This is a genomic window from Porphyromonas cangingivalis, from assembly GCF_900638305.1.
Classification (GTDB): domain Bacteria; phylum Bacteroidota; class Bacteroidia; order Bacteroidales; family Porphyromonadaceae; genus Porphyromonas_A; species Porphyromonas_A cangingivalis.
Genome location: NZ_LR134506.1, coordinates 920,386 through 937,399, shown reverse-complemented (window position 1 = coordinate 937,399; position 17,014 = coordinate 920,386). Strand labels below are relative to the sequence as shown.

The following is a 17,014-nucleotide window of genomic DNA, read 5'->3' as shown; positions in this document are numbered from 1 at the left end:
ATATCTTGCGAGATCAAGCTATACGACCTTCGAGATTAAATCATATGACTTGCGAGATCAAATCTTACGATCTTCGATATCGAGTTCTACGACTTTTTTTGACTTGAATCTTGCTCTCATTGCCACGTTATAGTTGTCCCCTGAAAATAAGCTCAGAGAGAGACTTTGTCAAGCAACAATTTCTCTCTCTGAGCTTATTTTTAGGGGACACGTCATTGTCTGACCTCTGTTAGGCCTTTTGTCATTAGTATTTTAGGCTCAAAATGCTTAAATTTGCACCGACACTTTTGTCTGATCATTGTGTGGCAAGGCTTTGCTCTCAGAGCTATGTAAGATCAACAAAGTTATTATCAACAATATCATATATCTCTTCGATGATAAATCGTCTACTGATACGAATAAAGGTTCTACAGATACTATACAACTTCTACCACGACTGCGGCATGACGAGCACTCAGGCTCTATCGACCTTGAGATTGGCTTTGGACAAGTCTTACCAGTTGTACATCCATATGTGTGGACTTCCGATCCAAGTGGGGCGAGTTGCGCGCAAGAGATTGGAGCGCGAGATCAGCAAGATTGCTCCCGATGCGCAGACTGTAGAGGTGTTGAGAGGGCTTGCAGACAATGCTCTCATCAGATATATCGAGTCAGATGAGGACTTCATGGGTATGTATGATACTTACGCCTTCGATCGAGACGATATGGAGGAGTATCTCAATAAAGTCATGGGGCTTGTCGTAGCGAAAGGAGTGGCACTCACAGTAGAGGAGAGGGACAATCTTGATGCTGTGCGTCAGTATTGGAAGCCTATCTATCGCACCCATATCCAAGCCTCTGAGGACTATAGGCAGTGTCTGGAGAATACATCTGTATACCTCAATGATGACATCGATATCGTTTATACATTTGTTGTCAAGGTCTTTAATGGGATGAGTGAGGACAAGCCTTTCAGTGCTTTTGTCAAGCCGAAGTATATGAGCGATGCCGAGGAGTCCTTCGGTACCGAACTCCTTGCAAAGGCGATGAAGAACAAGGACGAGTACAGGGATCTCATCAGTACTTACTTCAAGAATTGGGATCGTGAACGTGTGAGTGAGATGGACTTCATCATCCTTCAGTTGGCGATCACAGAGGCCATTGCTTTCCCAAGCATCGCAACACGTGTGACCATCAACGAGTATTTGAACTTGGCTCGTTACTATAGTTCGCCCAACAGCACAACATTTATCAATGGTATCTTGCACGAGATGATCGCCCAGCTCAAGAGAGAGGGACGTATCTTGGGAGAGTAAGGTGCTATGACAAACACTTTAATAAAATAAGACAATGAACTTTCTGAACATTCTACTTCAAGCCCCCGCATCTGCCAACTCCGGATTGATGCAAATTGGTATGATCGTCCTTATGGTGGTCATCTTTTACTTCTTCATCATTCGCCCTCAGTCAAAGAAGCAAAAAGATGTCCAAAAGGCTCGTGAAGCCCTCAAGGTCGGTGATAAGATCATCACTGCCGGGGGTATTTATGGTACAATCCGTGAACTTAACCGTGAGACAATGATCGTCGTCATCGAAGTATGGGAGGGTGTGAAGTTTAAAGTCGATCTGAACTCTGTCTATGCTGTTGCAGATAATTCTGCAAAGAAAGGTAGATAAGATCGATACTCCCTTGATATAAGAAGTCATGGTATGAAAGGTATCAGACGACTCTTCAAAGATTATAAGAAGGTTCTGCTGTTTTTTAGGAATCAGCAGACCCTTCTTTTTTTCTTGTTTTTCATGATCTCTTTGCTTCTGTGGTTCTTGCAGACCTTGCAGGATACCTATGAAGATACGATCAAGATCCCCATCGTCGTCAATGAGATACCTTCGGATATAGCCGTGTCTGAGGACTTACCTGAGTATATTTCGGTCAAGGTGAGGGACAATGGATTTGAGCTCTTCAACTACTCGATCACCAATGCCATCGCTCCCATTGAACTTTCGTTCACTCCGGATGAGAGCAGGGAGGGATATCATGAATGGACTACGGATGTCTTGGAGAACGAACTCATCAGTCGGCTCAGCATCAATGGTAAACGATCGACGATAATCACCTTCAGTCCTCAGTATATCGGATTCAGCTATTCGCCGAAAGCCAAAAGAGAAGTCCCCATCGACTTTAAGGGACAAATAATCCCATCTGCCGGAACGATCATCACAGACTTCACACTCGAACCGGATAAGGTCATCGTCTATGGTAATAAAAACGATATAGACACCCTGGAGATCATTCGTACAGATACGCTTACTTTTGCAGACTTTGATAAGTCTTCTGTATTTAAGATGCCTCTTATTGCACCTCAAGGTGTAGCTCTCACACCTTCCGAGGTCGCAGTGAGCGTCAAGGTGGAGAGACTCATACAACGTCGCTTCTCCATACCGGTGTCGTTTGAGTATGCTCATCCACAATATGCGTTACGTCTCTTCCCCTCCATGGTGGATGTTGTGTGTGTGGTGCCGGAGAGTAAGGCAGATGAATTGTTGGCATCGGATATAAAAGTTATACTCGAGGATGTCGGAGACTTCAGTGAGACGGCTAAAGGTAAGCTTAAGCTTCAGATCATCAAGTATCCGGACTATGTGCATGTCATACAGGCTGAGCCTGATCAAGTGGAGTACATCCTTGAGGAGAAATGATGTCAATGAAGCCAAGAGTGATAGGGGTCTGTGGGCTGATAGGGTCAGGGAAGAGTGTTGTGATGCGTTATTTTGCACATCTCGGATATCCTGTCTACGATTGTGATGATGTAGCGAAGGAGATGTATTATATCCCCAGAGTGCGTACACAGATTGCTGAACTGATAGGTCTTGATCCGATTGATACAGAGGGAAGACTCAGAAAGACTGAACTATCAAATGCCTTATCTTCTTCTCTCGATATAAAGACCCGTTTGGAGACGATTATACATTCTGCTCTTCTTGAGGATTTTGATCATTGGTGCAAGGCTTTCTCCGGATCGGAGGTCGTTTTCATGGAGAGTGCGATCCTTTTTTCTTCGAAGTTTAATGAGCGATGTGATGTAACGATAGCCGTGGATGCACCTGAAGAGATGCGTAGGGAGCGCGTCATACGTCGTGATGGAGATAAGGATAGTCAGAGGTTTGAGCGAGTCAAAGTGCTTCAGATGAAAGAGGCAGAACTCATCAAACATGCTGATATTCACATAATGAATGACAACAAGTGTTCGATCATAAAGCAGCTGGAGGCGGTGAGCCGATCAGTCTTTGATCAGAGCATCGAAGCATAATATTATATACAATAGAAAATGAAACTAAAAGAAGTCTTTTCAATCTCAGGAAAGCCTGGATTGTTTGTAATTGTATCGGGCAATAAGATGCCTTTCATTGTCGAACAAGTAGATGAAACGAAGAAGCGTATTCCGGTCTTTGCAAAGGATCGTATCGTCTCTCTCTCTGATATTTCGATCTACACAGAAGAGGATGACGTGCCTCTTGGTATCGTTATGGAAGCAATCAGGGAAAAGCATGCAGGCGCAGAGGTTGATGAGAAGGCAGTATGCGCAAACGCTAATACGCTCAAAGAGTTTATGATGACTGCATATCCTTCGTACGATAAAGATCGTGTCCATAATGGTGATATCAAGAAACTCGTGAAGTGGTACAATATCCTTATTAAGGCCGGTATGGAGACCTTCATCGATAAGGAAGAAGAGGTGACAGCAGAAGCATAAGACTGCACTTTCCGTATAAAAACAACCGCCGAACTCAAGTAACATGTGTTCGGCGGTTGTTTTCATATTCTCTCAGTGGAGATGTAGGCTATAGATCGACTGTATATTCGACAATATCAGGGGTAGTGATGCTCAGATTACTATCACTGACTCCCTCTGTGTCGTAGGCTGTGTCGTGTGGTATTGTCAGTGGATCTCCGAAACCAATCTGAGAGAGACTTGCAATGTGGATCATATATAGGGTATTGCGGACGACTCCGTAGCGACCGGTCTTTTTCTTTGTAGAGAGTTCGTTGTCTTTGAAATGTCGTATAGGAATGGCATAGTAGGTGACACCCTTCTTGTAAAACTGAACATCATCTGATGAATAACCGAAAATGTTGCTTCCGGTTACTCGGTCAAAATGAGGTTTGAGGGTAGTGTAGATTTTCAGTAATTCTTTTTCTTCTGACGATTGTTCTTGACTTTCCTTTTGCTTTATTTTTCTTATCAACGTTTCAAATGCTGCCTTTGAGTAATGTTTGCCACGGATTGTCAGCCAATCTTCTCCGAGAGGAATATCCTGATCCGGTGAATAAGTAATCCCAACGATCAATCTGGTCACATTTTTCGCACTGAGATCTGAGCCATCAACGGTGTTTTCGGGAATTATGAAGCCTTGAAACTTTTCTTCCACATCTCGTGTGACGATCTTCTGATAAATACCGGTGTCGCGATAATCTTTAATGTAGTCGAAATCTTCCTTTAGATCTTCCCAGGACTTATCTTGATAACCGTTGAAGTTTGCATCGACAGGGTAGTGACCTTTTAGTCCGTTGTCCAAGTCTATTTCCTGATACTCCGGAAAGAGTCGGAACTTCTTGTTTGATACATCCCTTAGAAAAATGATCTGCTGAGTCTCTATCCGGTGATTGGTTGGGACTTTGATATTGTCCCAAAAGATGGAAGCATAGGCAAAGTTTGGCTTTAGTTCTGCTTTTATTTCTAGAGGTTGACTCTCTTTAGTTTGGTCGAAGTTTTCCTTTGTTATCTTGATTAGTTGATCAGCATTAGTGTAAAACTGCATCAATAGCCTGCTGTTTTTGTCAAAGGGTTGCTTGACAAAATCTGAGCGGAGTGCACTGAAGTTCTCTCCGATGGCAGTCCTTTCTTTAACCTCATCAGTAGGATTGCATACGATTAGGACTTTATAGTTTCCGGCAGGAACTTTCAGATTTTTGAGTGTTAGAGCGAAGGCTCCATTGTTTGTCTTGGAGATGATCCCTTCCGTCCCTTGTAACACTCCTTTATCGCAACTGACCTTTTTGTCAAAGAGATGTAACACGCTTTGGGGAACTTCTGCTTCATTCATTGAATAGAAGATTATCCTGATATCGTTGAAGCTTATGCGTCTTATATCTTTAGCGATGTACTGCGCTCGTTCGCTTATATCTGAGCGCAATCCTGAGGCTTGAGATGTGAAGTGTGTTGTGATCAAGACTTCTTTCAAACTTTCAGCTGATGATGTCTCGTCCAAAACAACCCTTTTGTTGCAGGCCACTAGTACGCACAACAAAATAAGGATGGCCAGTCCTTTGATTGGTCTTTTCATGAGTATTTATGCTTTTCTATAGATATTAAAGATAACAAGCTATAAGTCCCTTGGACTTATAGCTTGTGAAGATCGTGTCCCATACGATCCTTTTTTGTTTGGAGGTATGAACGATTGTATTTGTTTGGTGTTACTTCTATTGGGATAATCTCTGTGATTTCAAGTCCATATGACTCCAATCCAACTCGTTTGGTCGGGTTGTTGGTCATGAGCTTCATCTTCTGTACACCGATGGCCCGAAGCATCTCTGCACCTATGCCATAATCTCTTTCATCCGGCTGGAAACCGAGAGCTATGTTTGCTTCTACGGTGTCCATTCCTTCATCTTGGAGTTTGTAAGCATGTATCTTATTGCAAAGTCCGATGCCACGTCCCTCTTGGTTGAGGTATATGATTGCTCCTCGGCCTTCTTCTTCAATCTTGTGCATCGCAGCGTGAAGCTGTTCGCCACATTCACAACGCTGAGAACCGAAGATATCGCCTGTCGCACACGACGAGTGAACTCGCACCAAGACCGGAGCACCATTGCTGATGTCTCCCTTTACCAAGGCAACGTGTTCCACACCATTGCTTTTTTGTTTGAATGGGATGATTCTGAAGTCTCCAAAGGTTGTAGGAAGAGCCGCCTCAACTCCTTTTATCATGATTGACTCTGACTTGAGACGATAGGCAATGAGATCTGCGATGGAGATGATCTTGAAGTCAAACCTTTTTGCAATCTCAAGAAGTTCAGGGAGACGTGCCATAGTTCCGTCTTCGTTGATAACTTCGATCAAACAAGCCACGGGTTGAAGCCCTGCAAGCTTTGCAAGATCGACTGCCGCCTCGGTGTGTCCCGCCCTACGCAAGACTCCTCTGCTGCGAGCCCTTAGGGGGTTGATGTGCCCCGGACGGGCAAGGTCTGTCGGCTTGGTGTTGGGATCGGCGAGTGCTTTGATGGTCATGGCTCTATCGTACATGGATACACCTGTAGTACAGCCATGTCCTATGAGGTCGACAGTCACAGTGAAAGGCGTTTCGTATACCGATGTGTTTTCTTGTACCTGCATTGGCAGCTCAAGCTCTGCACATCGTTCTTCGGACATCGGTGTACATAGGACTCCTCGTCCATATCTCATCATGAAGTTGATGATCTCAGGATCTACCTTCTCTGCAGCAATAATAAAGTCTCCTTCATTTTCACGATCTTCATCATCGACAACAATGATGATCTTACCATTTTTGATGTCTTCGATGGCTTCTTCGATCGTGTTAAGTATTCTTTCCATTATAATGACGGTATTGTGTTGTTTAATTGTTTTTGGGAGGAATGAGTTCCAACATTTGTTTGTTGGTGTTGATTATGTTTTCAAGCTCTCTTCTATACGCCTTGTTTCGGTACAGATAGATGCCATAGAAAGATAGACCCAATGGGAATAATATCATCAGTGTGATGTTGCCCCACTTATTGGAGAGTCTCATTGTGCGCGCCAAATCCTTTAGGTAAGGGTAATTGGCAAGTCTATTGATCAAGAGATAATCTCTGGAGTTAGACAAGTTCTCCACGATCTTTTCAGTCAGTTCAAATATCTCTTGTCGTTGTTGATGCTTTTCGTTGTCGAGGAAAAAGTCCAAGTAGGACATTGAAGGCATAGAGAGGTGCTTCTTGACTGCCTCTTCCAATATGGAGATGTCTCTGGTTGCTTGTGTGTGATTCACCTCGATCATCGTTATGTCCTTGAACTCAATCTTACGTGCAGTAGATGTGCCCAAAAGTTTGCGCATCGTGTTGATATAGTTGTCCAAGTTGAGTTTTGTTGAGTCTTTTGTGGCAATATAGCTCAACCACAGACCGATCGGAGAAAGAACGATCGATGGTAACCACATCCCTATCCACACCTCAATTTTGCCATCTCTTGCCATCTTGAGCCCCATGGTCTCCAAGACATAGTATACGATGAAGAACAGAACGGCAGTCACGATCGGTGTCCCCAGCCCCCCTTTTCGAATGATGGCCCCTAAAGGTGCTCCGATGAAGAAAAACACCAAGCAAGCAACGGGATAGGTCATCTTGCGATGGAATTCAAACTCGTTTTTACGCATTGTGCTCAGAGTGCCTTCTCTTTCTGAACGAGTGAAACTGCTTGTGGCAAGTTGTTGTGAGACCAATTCCTCAGCTTTTGTATAAAGGTCTTTTTTCTCCCTCATTCCCATAGTAGCCAATCTTTGGGTCATTGAGAAGTTTTTCTGTTCTTCGATTGATAGCTGTAAGTACTTTGAGGGATATATCTCTGCAATAGAGAGGCTGTGGGAGGATTGATTCGTTGTATTTAGTTTCTCTTCCGAAATGCTCTGTTCTGTGTCATGATCCATCGAATAGCTGTTTTCAACCCGTGACATCGGCGACTCCGGTAAGAATCTTGTCTGGTATGAGCTATTGATGATCTCTTTTGCTGAGATCACCTCCAATGAGTCTACGATAAGGCTAAGAGAATCTGAAAACTCCTTAAGCTGAACGATATTTTTTCCCACAAACTGAGATGCAATGACATCTTCATCCGGTCTATCGAGGTTCGTATCAAATAATATATGCACCTCTTTCATTTCAAATCTCTCTCTGAGGTATGGCATCAGCTCTTGTGGATTGGCATAGCTGGGAGATCTTAGGTTTTTGAAAGATTCTCCATGATACAGTTCAAGGATCAGGGCTGTATTGTCTTTTGTCGAGTACACACGCCCCGAATCGGCAACGATTACTGTTGCATCATTGATGCCGGACTTATAGTCGTATATCATGACACCTTTCAGCAGTTTTGCCTTGGAGTCTTTTTCTTTGACATAGATGCTGTATCCTCTTAACTCCTTGTAGAAGACCCCTTCAGGGATTGCAAGTTCCGGAGATTTGTTTCGGATGGCAAAATAGTATGCCCAGAATTTGACTTGAGATTTAATCATCCAGTCATTCTGAAATACAAATAATCCCACCGCTATTACGACCACAGACATAAATATCGGCTTCATGATCGTATAGAGAGGCACACCTGCAGATTTCATCGCAAGAAGTTCCAATCGCTCACCCAAGTTGCCGAAGGTCATCAGCGAAGCCACAAGGATGGCAAGGATGAGGGCCAATGGCACCACAGTCATGGCTGCATAGAACATCAACTTGATAAAAATCACCGCATCAATACCTTTACCGACAAGGTCATCCACAAAACGCCACAGCAACTGCATGATCACAACAAACCATGAGATCGCAAAGGATACCAGCAACAGAGGCAGGAAGGTCTTGATGATGTATATATAGAGCTTCTTAATACTCACGAAATACAGTTATGACATAATCTTTGGTGAAAAATATCGGTCTGTTCTACGGAGTACAAAGATAACGAAAAAGGACGTTGAAATACAATAGAGAAAGAGCCTATTCTATGCCGAGGCTATGTCGAAGTTCTTCGATATGACGTTCCCAAAGTTGTTCGAGTGTCACAGCATCCATTTCGATGTCGTGATCATCGACGAGGAGCGAGACTGTCGAGGTCAGTTCGGTCTTGACGATCTCCATGGAGAGATAAGACTTTTTGTCGTCATTCCATATCCATTTGATCAGTTTTTCATTCTCTATGTCTGTGATTGTACCCTCTCGATGATCTCCGAGCTCATCCCACTCTACACGGATGCTTTTACTGTCGATGAGGACATTCGGAGCGAACCATTCAGAGAGACCTTTCGAAGTTGTCAGTTGATTCCAGATACTGCGTACGGAGGCTCTGTTAAGTACATACTCGTTCTGATAACCAACCCCATTTCCTTTTGCATTCATGGCTATTAACTTGTCGATTAAGTATTTCTTTTGTGAGAAATACTAATGTACAAATAATTTGCGGATTACATGCCATAGAAGCTGTCCGAAGATTTAAAATATTTAAAGACTTTTGGCAGATAATCAATGATATCGCTTGCTATGAGGCTCTCTTCAGAGAAGTCATTGGCATAGAGATTCCCGGCATATCCGTTAATGAATGTGCCAAAGAGAGACGCCACCAAGGGGCTATGTCCTCTGCCCAGCAGTGCAAGCAAAGTCCCTGTCAAGACATCTCCTGTCCCCGCAGTGGCCATACCGGGGTTGCCTGAGGTGTTGAATATGATCCTACCACTCTTCGAGCACACTGCGGTATAAGCTCCCTTGAGGATGATATTTACACGGTGATCAACGGCAATTTGGGATGCTTTCATGAGCCTTTCGTAATCGTTGGATGAAGTTCCCACCAGTGCATCAAACTCTCCTACATGAGGCGTGAGGATAGAGTCTTCGGGGAGTTTGTTCAGCAGAGATTTATTGCTTGCCAGAAGGTGTATGGCATCAGCATCTATGATAATGGGCTTCTTGTAGTAGCAGAGCAAGCCTTCAAGGGCTGCAGCAGAATCAAAGTTGCGCCCCAGTCCCGGTCCTATGGCGATGGCATCATAGATGTGCGCATTGTCAAACATCGTGAAGTACTCCGAGTGTTTGTCTCTCGAAATTACGGCTTCCGGCAAGCTTGTATGTATGATATGCTCGGTCCCGTTTGGGATGTGTACGGTCAAGTGTCCTGCTCCTGAACGCATACAAGCCCTTCCGGCGAGAATCGCTGCTCCCATCATACCCTGACTACCTGCTATGAGTGCCACACGTCCATAGTCATACTTGCACGTATGCTTCTCTCTTCGAGGTAGTTCCTCCATATCTGACGAACTAAAGACATAATACTTCGTGCGCTTGTCCGGCTGACTGTCTCCGAGCCCGATATTTATGACCTTCCATTCACCCACGTAGGGAGCATTGTCAGACAGCATGAATGCCAACTTAGGTCCATGAAATGTGTACGTGTATGTCGCCTTGATAACATTCTCCATGTTGTTATTGCTGTTGTCTTCCGACATCAGACCTGAAGGGATGTCTATCGACAAGATCGTCTTTGCCATCTTGTTGACGTATCTTGCCACGTTTGCAAGATCTCCCTCGAAAGGCATGTTCATCTCTATCCCACACATTCCATCGATGACGATATCTTCAGGTTGGATCATGGGAGGGTTGAAGGAGGTGGTGACCTCCCTCACATTGACATTTGCCTGATTTTGAGACAAGCGACGCTGGTTTATGAGACAGTCGTCCGATAGCAAACCGGAGGGATTCAGCACGACAGCCTCGATGGTGTGGTTGAAGTTGGACAATATACGACCGATCGCAAGAGCCAATGCCCCATTCGCCCCCGGTCCCGCAAAAATGACAATCCTGTGAGTCCCTTTGAAATCCCTCTGAAACTGAGCACAGAAGGCATTGCTCATCTGTTCACATAGATCAAGCGAAGAGCAGTTGCCCTTGGCACTTGTTGCCGACTGTTCAAGATTGAATATCTGTTCTTGCGTATATATCTTTAACATGATGAAAAATGTCTACCTCCATGTAAATAACTTTAACCTCAAACAAAGATAAAAATATTGGATCAGATATTTTTACTTTTTTCTTTCAGAATGAGCTCATCGGTTTGCTCTTGCAGCTTCTGTTCCCATAAGGCGGTGTTGGGAAGATGTCCATGTTCGATGGCAATGTCTCTCAGAGTTCGGATCGACTGATAAGAGCGTTTCAGTGCTTCTATGTCTCTATCCGTGTAACTTTGTCGCTGATGACGGCATCCCTTGCTGTCGATGATTGTCGGAAGTGATAAAAAACAGTGTGGGAAAAGTGACGAGTTGTGATATCTCGCTGATGGGTAGGGGAATACAGCTTCATCCGAGGCAAGGAGCATCTGATAACCAAGGTAAGCCGGACTTTGGTACGCTGTATGTCCTCTCTTCTTAATGACCATTCTGCCACCATTGACAACCCTATTTTGGATCTCGTTCCAATCCTCTTCGGTCATCAACCCTTCGGAGATACACTTATCTATCGACCATCCTTTGATACGCACGGTGTCTCTCATCACTGCCATCGACATATCGTGGCTACCGAGGGTGTACACGCCGCTCATGTCCTCACGCTCTATACCGAGTACTTCTTTTATCGCTCTGATGTATCTAGTGGTGTCCAGTGCAGAGATGGAGAAGACTTGTTCGGGAGCAAGACCGCTATGGATCAACAGTGTAAGGCCGATGATGTCCGAGGGGTTTGATACACATACCACCCTGTGGATCGAGTTAGGAGCTTTTCGTATCGCCAGTCCTGTCTCTTTGGCAGTGGGGGCATTGTCGAGTAACATCTCTTCGCGTGTCTGCTTACCCGATTGTACGCTGCGAGAGTAGAAGAGGTATCCGCCTTGCCTGCAAGCCTCATCCGTGTCCGTGGTGATCGTCACTTCGATACCATCAAACCCAGCCTCGAGGATCTCAGCTTTCAGACCCTCCAGTCTTGGAAGGTGTGAGCCATGCAGGATAAGGTGTGGCGAAAATCTATCGGCACAAGCCATGAAGACGAGTTGACTACCCAACAGCCCCGTAGCTCCGAAAACAATCAACGGCCGATCCGTCTTGAAAGATTGTATGTCGTTTTTGTCTTTCATAAGTTCATCAACGGGCAGTGATAAATATGTTGTGCCCTTGTACAAAGGTAAACAATGAAAAGGACTCTAAGGTTGAACTTTTGGCACGACGTTAATGCCTGGTCGATACAAGTCTTTGTCAATATCTTCAACACACGATACCAACCAACGACCTAAAACAAGAGTAGAAAGTACCTAAAATTCATCCAAAGTGATAACAAAGATTATCTAAACATATTGCAATCTTGGACATCCTTATCTTTGGGGAGGGAAGCAATTTTGTCGTAATTGTCCGAGGGCGCTTTTGAGTCTTCAAGATGTTACATTTACCGGCTTAAATGACACTGTCCGATGGATGTAGTTTCGTAGTATCTCAAAGTAACATCCATCAGACAGCTTTCTTATTTGGGAAGAGTCACTTCCTTTTATGGGCAAGTGGTGAGCGCATTACCGCATAGCCAATAGGAGTCTATCCAGCCACGGTGCTTCTTGTCAGTTGTTTCGACCTTGATCCATCTTCCGTCTTCCTCAATAGGACGAAGTTCCAATTCTTTTTTGAATGAGTAAGTCACACGTGCCTTTTCTGATGGGGAATCTCTGAGATGCAGGGTCTCTCCTCCATAGTTGCGCGTGCTTGTACCAAGTACAGAGTAGTGTATCCAAGCCACACCTTCGGTACCGGCCGGAATTTCTCCTTCCATGTTATCCGTGTAGGCAGACACTTCGTTGCTACAGATGCGCCACCAACCGTTCGTGGCATCACATATATTCATCATGTAGGTGCCGGACTTGGGTAGTTTGCCCACTATCTTACCCTTGGGCGCATTGCGGAGGTTGGTATCACTGCCGGTATCATCAGAGACAAAAACATCGATGCTCGTTGGATGTGGCCTCGCATCCAATATCAGAGTCTTCTCTTTACCCTTCAGAGATAGTGTGATCTTGATGATGCCTTTGTCGCTCTTATCTGTCAAGATCATAGCTCGGTCGCCGGTTTGTTCGCATTTCAATCGATGACGATTTGCTTGCTCAGAGCCATCCATATAATCGAATGTCTCTATGCCGCCATTTGGGTATTTGAGTTCGAGTACGGATGCGGAAGTATTCTCTTCGTCATAGGTCAATTGTATATCAAACTGTTTGAGCCTACACGAATAGAATACTGAGGTGTTTACCTCCTCTTCTTGTGCAAATGCTGGTGCGGATACCGTAGCCATGCAAATGAGTATGGTTAAGAAACTTAGGAGTCTCATGACTAAAGTTTATTTTAATTGGTTACAAAATCTTTTATGTCCTCAGTGACAAAGTTTTTTGCTCACCCTTTTCCGGAGATTTCTTTTATGTTTATTGTTTTGTTTGTCTTTGCGGGGCTCTGTGCGAATGATGAGCCAATGTACAAGATTCAGAGCAGAATAAGACGTGTTCGTTTCATACTCGTCTCATATTTACTCGAAGGGTATTATTGTATTTTTGCCGATGGCTTGATGTCAAAATACCTGATCGACTTGAAGATGCTATAACCGGTATTGCCCATCTCCGGTCTGGTCGAGAACAAGGAGGTGGTGCAATCAGAATCGTTCTCGGGGATCAGTTCTTCATCCTCATCGATGAAAAACAAGCTGTTCCCGATCCATTTGAAGCCCTTGGAGTACGCAGCTCCATCGTCTTTCAAGATTTGTTGATTCGTTCCATCAGAGTCAGCAATACAGAGAGGACCATGTGGTAAATCGCCAAAAGAGGTGATTGCGACGAATGCAACTTTCGATCCATCCGGAGAGAGTGAAATATCCATATATTCAATTTGATCTATGGCTGAATATTCGTAGTCATCCAACTTTAGACCCAGCTTGTCGGTGAGGCTGTACCCCTGACCATTGTGTAGGTAAAAGAGTTGCCCTCCCTCTGTCTTAAATTGATTTTCAATGAGCGAAGGGGCATCTTCGAATACAGTATGATCTTCAGCTATCGAGAGGGTACCGTCGGCAATGGAATAAACGTTGATAGTGCTAAATGCATAAACTTCCCAGCTAAAATCACTTTTCATCAAAAGCATGCCATCCTTATATTTCAACGTGCTCTTGTTGCCGTAGCTTTCAGTGATACACTTCTCTTTTGGGATGTTCATATTGATAAGATCTTCGATCTTAGCTCCTTCATCTGAGAAGGTTGCCTTACGAAGCCACAAGATCCCGTCTCTAACGACGGTGTAGTAAAGTGTCTGTTCTCCCTCAGGGCCAAACGTGAAGTTGAATATTTCGTCGGGCTCATCAAGGTGGAAAGGTATCATCTCATCTTCTTCCATGTTGTACAGAAAAAGTAGGCTGTCTTGTAGTGCGATGACATTCGATGATGTAAAGTTGGCATACCTCGTAGACTTGAATGTTTTTTCATTTTCACCTGTCGTCTGACCACTTTTGCCTGAGCTACAAGACATGACTGAGCAAAGCCCGATGACCAATAGAATTTGTAAATAGATAGTTTTCATAATAAATTCGTTTTATTGTCAAGGTTTATAATCCATCTGCGAACTGCGACAACGAAGCCTTAAAGGCCAGATAAGCCTTCTTGTAGCGATTGTATGCCTCTTGATTGCGATACTTGATGCCGACGATCCATCTGGTATTTTCGAGCTTGTGGAAGGTCTCTTGGTAGCTTCGCGTATAACTGCCATCCTTGGCAGATATGGTCAGGTAAGTTATGGTTTGTGTTTTGGTCTCTTTTACCTGTCGGCCTGCTTCCCTCTCGTTGGGTTTTAGGGCAATGTCTGTCGCCTCTCCATCCCACTGAGGAGAGAAGATATAGAACTCCACATCCCCATCAGGCGAAATGAAAAATGCGCTGTCGAAGCCTTTCTCTTCAGTCGTAGAAGAGGGAAGAGAGCCTTTGGCAGTAAAGGCATCCGGATAAGAGACCTCAAACCATGCCCCCTTGAATGTTTTGGTCTGCGCCGACAAGTGCACACAGAGCATCATGGCGAGTGTCGCATAGATAAGTTTTCTCATAGCTGATCTACAAGTCATAGGTGTTGATAATATATTATTTTCGTCCCTCTGCCTGCAAAGAGCTTCATTCGGAGAGTTTCTCCTTACTCTTCGTGGCATACTTTTCGATAAGTCCCCCTTAATTTTAATTTGCCTATAGTCGAAGCCATAGGTGTTTTCGTAGTGTCTTGAAGGCCGTCATAGACGAACTATCATGAGATGTGATTAAGGATATTATACACCACAAAGCTAACCAAAAGGTCTAAATCATACAAGAGATAATACTACAGATCTTGCTTCTGGAGACAAGTATGTATAGTACGACAGAATGCCGAGATGATCAGAAACGAAAAAAGGTCGTTGTCGAAAAGTGAGCTTTTCGACAACGACCTTTTTTGACGTCATCCCATTGGTGGGTAGACGGATACTTATTCCTTTGAGCGACCTTGGTAAGAGCCGTCTCTTGTGTCGATGATGATCCTTTCACCTGTCTCGATGAAGAGGGGTACACGTACTTCTGCACCGGTTTCCACAGTCGCAGGTTTGAGGGTGTTGGTCGCTGTGTCGCCCTTGATGCCCGGTTCTGTGTAAGTCACTTCGAGGGTGACGTGAGTTGGTAGTTCGCAAGTAAGGATGGTTTCGCTCGCAGCGTGCACCATAGCTTCGACCATATCTCCTTCTTTTAGGAAGTCTACACCTGTGATGCTCTGGGCTGGGATCTGGATCTGATCGAATGTCTCAGGGTGCATGAAGTTTAGCCCCATCTCATCCTTGTAAAGGTATTGGTATGGACGACGTTCGATACGTACCTCTTCAACCTTGACACCTGAGTTCCAAGTCTTGTCGAGGACACGACCAGTCTCCACGTTTTTGAGCTTTGTACGTACGAAAGCCGGACCTTTACCGGGCTTTACGTGAAGAAATTCGACGATGAAGTAGTAGCTTCCATCGATATCGAGGCACATGCCATTTCTAAAGTCTGCTGTAGTAGCCATAGATAATTGGTTTATTTATTTGTATTTACAGATTCTTTTAATGAATGTAGTGTTATTCACCACCACCGAACTCCATGAGGTAAGCCTTGATGAAGTCGTCGATCTCGCCGTCCATCACCTTGTTCACATCACTGGTCTGGTAGTTGGTGCGGTGATCCTTGACGCGTCTGTCATCGAAAACGTAACTGCGGATCTGTGAGCCCCATTCGATCTTCAACTTGGAGTCTTCGATTGAAGCCTGAGCCTTGCGACGACGTTCGAGCTCAAGGTCATAGAGTTGGCTCTTGAGGAGTCGCATGGCATTCTCTCTATTGTTGAGCTGCGAACGGCTCTCTGTATTTTCGATGATGATCTCCCTCTCTTCCTTAGTGTCCGGGTCTGTGTACATATAACGAAGGCGCACTCCGGTCTCGACCTTGTTGACGTTCTGTCCACCCGCACCACCGCTTCGGAAGGTATCCCAAGATATATTGGCAGGGTTGACTTCAATCTCGATGGTATCGTCCACGAGGGGAACGACGAAGACTGAAGCAAACGAAGTCATACGCTTTCCTTGGGCATTGTACGGAGAGACACGTACAAGACGGTGCACCCCGTTTTCGCTCTTGAGGAAACCATATGCCATATCTCCTTCGATCTGAAGGGTAGCTGTCTTGATGCCCGCCTCATCCCCATCCTGCCAGTTGGTGATGGTGACTTTGTAGTTGTGTGCCTCACACCAACGTTGGTAGAGACGTGCCAACATCGAGGCCCAGTCCTGACCCTCGGTACCACCGGCACCGGAGTTGATCTTGAGGACTGCCCCGAGACGGTCTTCTTCTCGACGGAGCATATTGCGAAGTTCGAGTTCCTCGACTTTCTTCAGTGCGTTGGCATAGTTCTCGTCCACTTCGGCCTCTGTGACGAGCTCTTCTTTGTAGAAGTCGAGGGAAAGCTTGGTCTCCTCGACGATGCTATCTACGTTCTCAAATCCCTCTATCCAGTTCTTCAGGGACTTGATGATCTGCATATGTGCTTCGGCTTTCTTGGGATCGTCCCAAAAATGTGGGTCTTGGGTTCTTATCTCTTCTTCTTCCAGCTGTATTCTCTTCTGGTCGATGTCAAAGATACCCCCTCAGCGCATCTCGGCGCTCCAACAATTGACTTAGTTGGTCTGATGTAATCATATTGATTGGTTATAAATGAATTCGTCTAATTTCCCTGCAAAAATAGCAAA

General features: G+C 44.7%; 16 protein-coding genes. 5 read left to right on the top strand and 11 right to left on the bottom strand.

What is annotated here, in order from left to right; genetic code table 11:
• Positions 1 to 374: 374 nt before the first annotated feature.
• From EL262_RS03935 to EL262_RS03915, 5 genes are read left to right on the top strand one after another with little or no spacing between them, the layout of a single operon-like run.
• Positions 375 to 1,295, top strand: coding sequence for a transcription antitermination protein NusB (locus tag EL262_RS03935; protein WP_025838582.1), 921 nt, complete (start codon positions 375 to 377; stop codon positions 1,293 to 1,295).
• 34 nt (positions 1,296 to 1,329) lie between these two features.
• On the top strand, positions 1,330 to 1,656 hold the full coding sequence (gene yajC / locus EL262_RS03930) for a preprotein translocase subunit YajC (protein ID WP_036845088.1): 327 nt from the start codon (positions 1,330 to 1,332) through the stop codon (positions 1,654 to 1,656).
• 33 nt (positions 1,657 to 1,689) lie between these two features.
• Positions 1,690 to 2,679: a CdaR family protein gene (locus tag EL262_RS03925; protein ID WP_025838585.1), complete on the top strand. Its 990-nt coding sequence runs from the start codon at positions 1,690 to 1,692 to the stop codon at positions 2,677 to 2,679.
• Between the two features lie 5 nt (positions 2,680 to 2,684).
• Positions 2,685 to 3,290, top strand: a complete 606-nt coding sequence (gene coaE / locus EL262_RS03920) for a dephospho-CoA kinase (RefSeq protein ID WP_159100531.1) — start codon at positions 2,685 to 2,687, stop codon at positions 3,288 to 3,290.
• Between the two features lie 18 nt (positions 3,291 to 3,308).
• Positions 3,309 to 3,734: a DUF5606 family protein gene (locus EL262_RS03915; RefSeq protein ID WP_025838588.1), complete on the top strand. Its 426-nt coding sequence runs from the start codon at positions 3,309 to 3,311 to the stop codon at positions 3,732 to 3,734.
• Positions 3,735 to 3,822: 88 nt separating this feature from the next.
• Here the strand turns inward: EL262_RS03915 and EL262_RS03910 are convergent, their stop codons facing one another.
• The 11 genes from EL262_RS03910 to prfB form a co-directional block, all read right to left on the bottom strand.
• Positions 3,823 to 5,325: a fimbria major subunit gene (locus EL262_RS03910; RefSeq protein WP_078735544.1), complete on the bottom strand. Its 1,503-nt coding sequence runs from the start codon at positions 5,323 to 5,325 to the stop codon at positions 3,823 to 3,825.
• A 56-nt stretch (positions 5,326 to 5,381) separates the two neighbouring features.
• Positions 5,382 to 6,593, bottom strand: a complete 1,212-nt coding sequence (locus EL262_RS03905) for a bifunctional 3,4-dihydroxy-2-butanone-4-phosphate synthase/GTP cyclohydrolase II (RefSeq protein ID WP_025838592.1) — start codon at positions 6,591 to 6,593, stop codon at positions 5,382 to 5,384.
• Between the two features lie 22 nt (positions 6,594 to 6,615).
• Positions 6,616 to 8,628: an LptF/LptG family permease gene (locus EL262_RS03900; RefSeq protein WP_159442720.1), complete on the bottom strand. Its 2,013-nt coding sequence runs from the start codon at positions 8,626 to 8,628 to the stop codon at positions 6,616 to 6,618.
• A 100-nt stretch (positions 8,629 to 8,728) separates the two neighbouring features.
• Positions 8,729 to 9,127 carry an START-like domain-containing protein gene (locus EL262_RS03895; RefSeq protein ID WP_025838593.1) on the bottom strand — a complete coding sequence of 133 codons (399 nt, stop codon included), beginning with the start codon at positions 9,125 to 9,127 and terminating at the stop codon, positions 8,729 to 8,731.
• Between the two features lie 65 nt (positions 9,128 to 9,192).
• On the bottom strand, positions 9,193 to 10,728 hold the full coding sequence (locus EL262_RS03890) for an NAD(P)H-hydrate dehydratase (RefSeq protein WP_025838595.1): 1,536 nt from the start codon (positions 10,726 to 10,728) through the stop codon (positions 9,193 to 9,195).
• A gap of 62 nt (positions 10,729 to 10,790) precedes the next feature.
• On the bottom strand, positions 10,791 to 11,843 hold the full coding sequence (locus EL262_RS03885; RefSeq protein ID WP_025838596.1) for a hypothetical protein: 1,053 nt from the start codon (positions 11,841 to 11,843) through the stop codon (positions 10,791 to 10,793).
• A 404-nt stretch (positions 11,844 to 12,247) separates the two neighbouring features.
• Positions 12,248 to 13,039 (bottom strand): SH3 domain-containing protein, encoded by a 792-nt coding sequence (locus EL262_RS03880; RefSeq protein ID WP_159442719.1) that lies wholly within the window; start codon positions 13,037 to 13,039, stop codon positions 12,248 to 12,250.
• A 242-nt stretch (positions 13,040 to 13,281) separates the two neighbouring features.
• Positions 13,282 to 14,307, bottom strand: a complete 1,026-nt coding sequence (locus EL262_RS03875; protein WP_126464352.1) for a hypothetical protein — start codon at positions 14,305 to 14,307, stop codon at positions 13,282 to 13,284.
• A 25-nt stretch (positions 14,308 to 14,332) separates the two neighbouring features.
• Positions 14,333 to 14,824 carry a hypothetical protein gene (locus EL262_RS03870; RefSeq protein ID WP_025838602.1) on the bottom strand — a complete coding sequence of 164 codons (492 nt, stop codon included), beginning with the start codon at positions 14,822 to 14,824 and terminating at the stop codon, positions 14,333 to 14,335.
• 407 nt (positions 14,825 to 15,231) lie between these two features.
• A complete protein-coding gene (gene efp, locus EL262_RS03865; RefSeq protein WP_025838604.1) occupies positions 15,232 to 15,798 on the bottom strand; it encodes an elongation factor P in 567 nt (188 codons plus the stop codon).
• Between the two features lie 52 nt (positions 15,799 to 15,850).
• A protein-coding gene (prfB, locus tag EL262_RS03860) for a peptide chain release factor 2 (RefSeq protein ID WP_112319073.1) occupies positions 15,851 to 16,964 on the bottom strand; the annotation gives its coding sequence in 2 pieces (ribosomal slippage) (positions 15,851 to 16,900 and positions 16,902 to 16,964; 1,113 coding nt in all).
• Between the last annotated feature and the right edge of the window lie 50 nt (positions 16,965 to 17,014).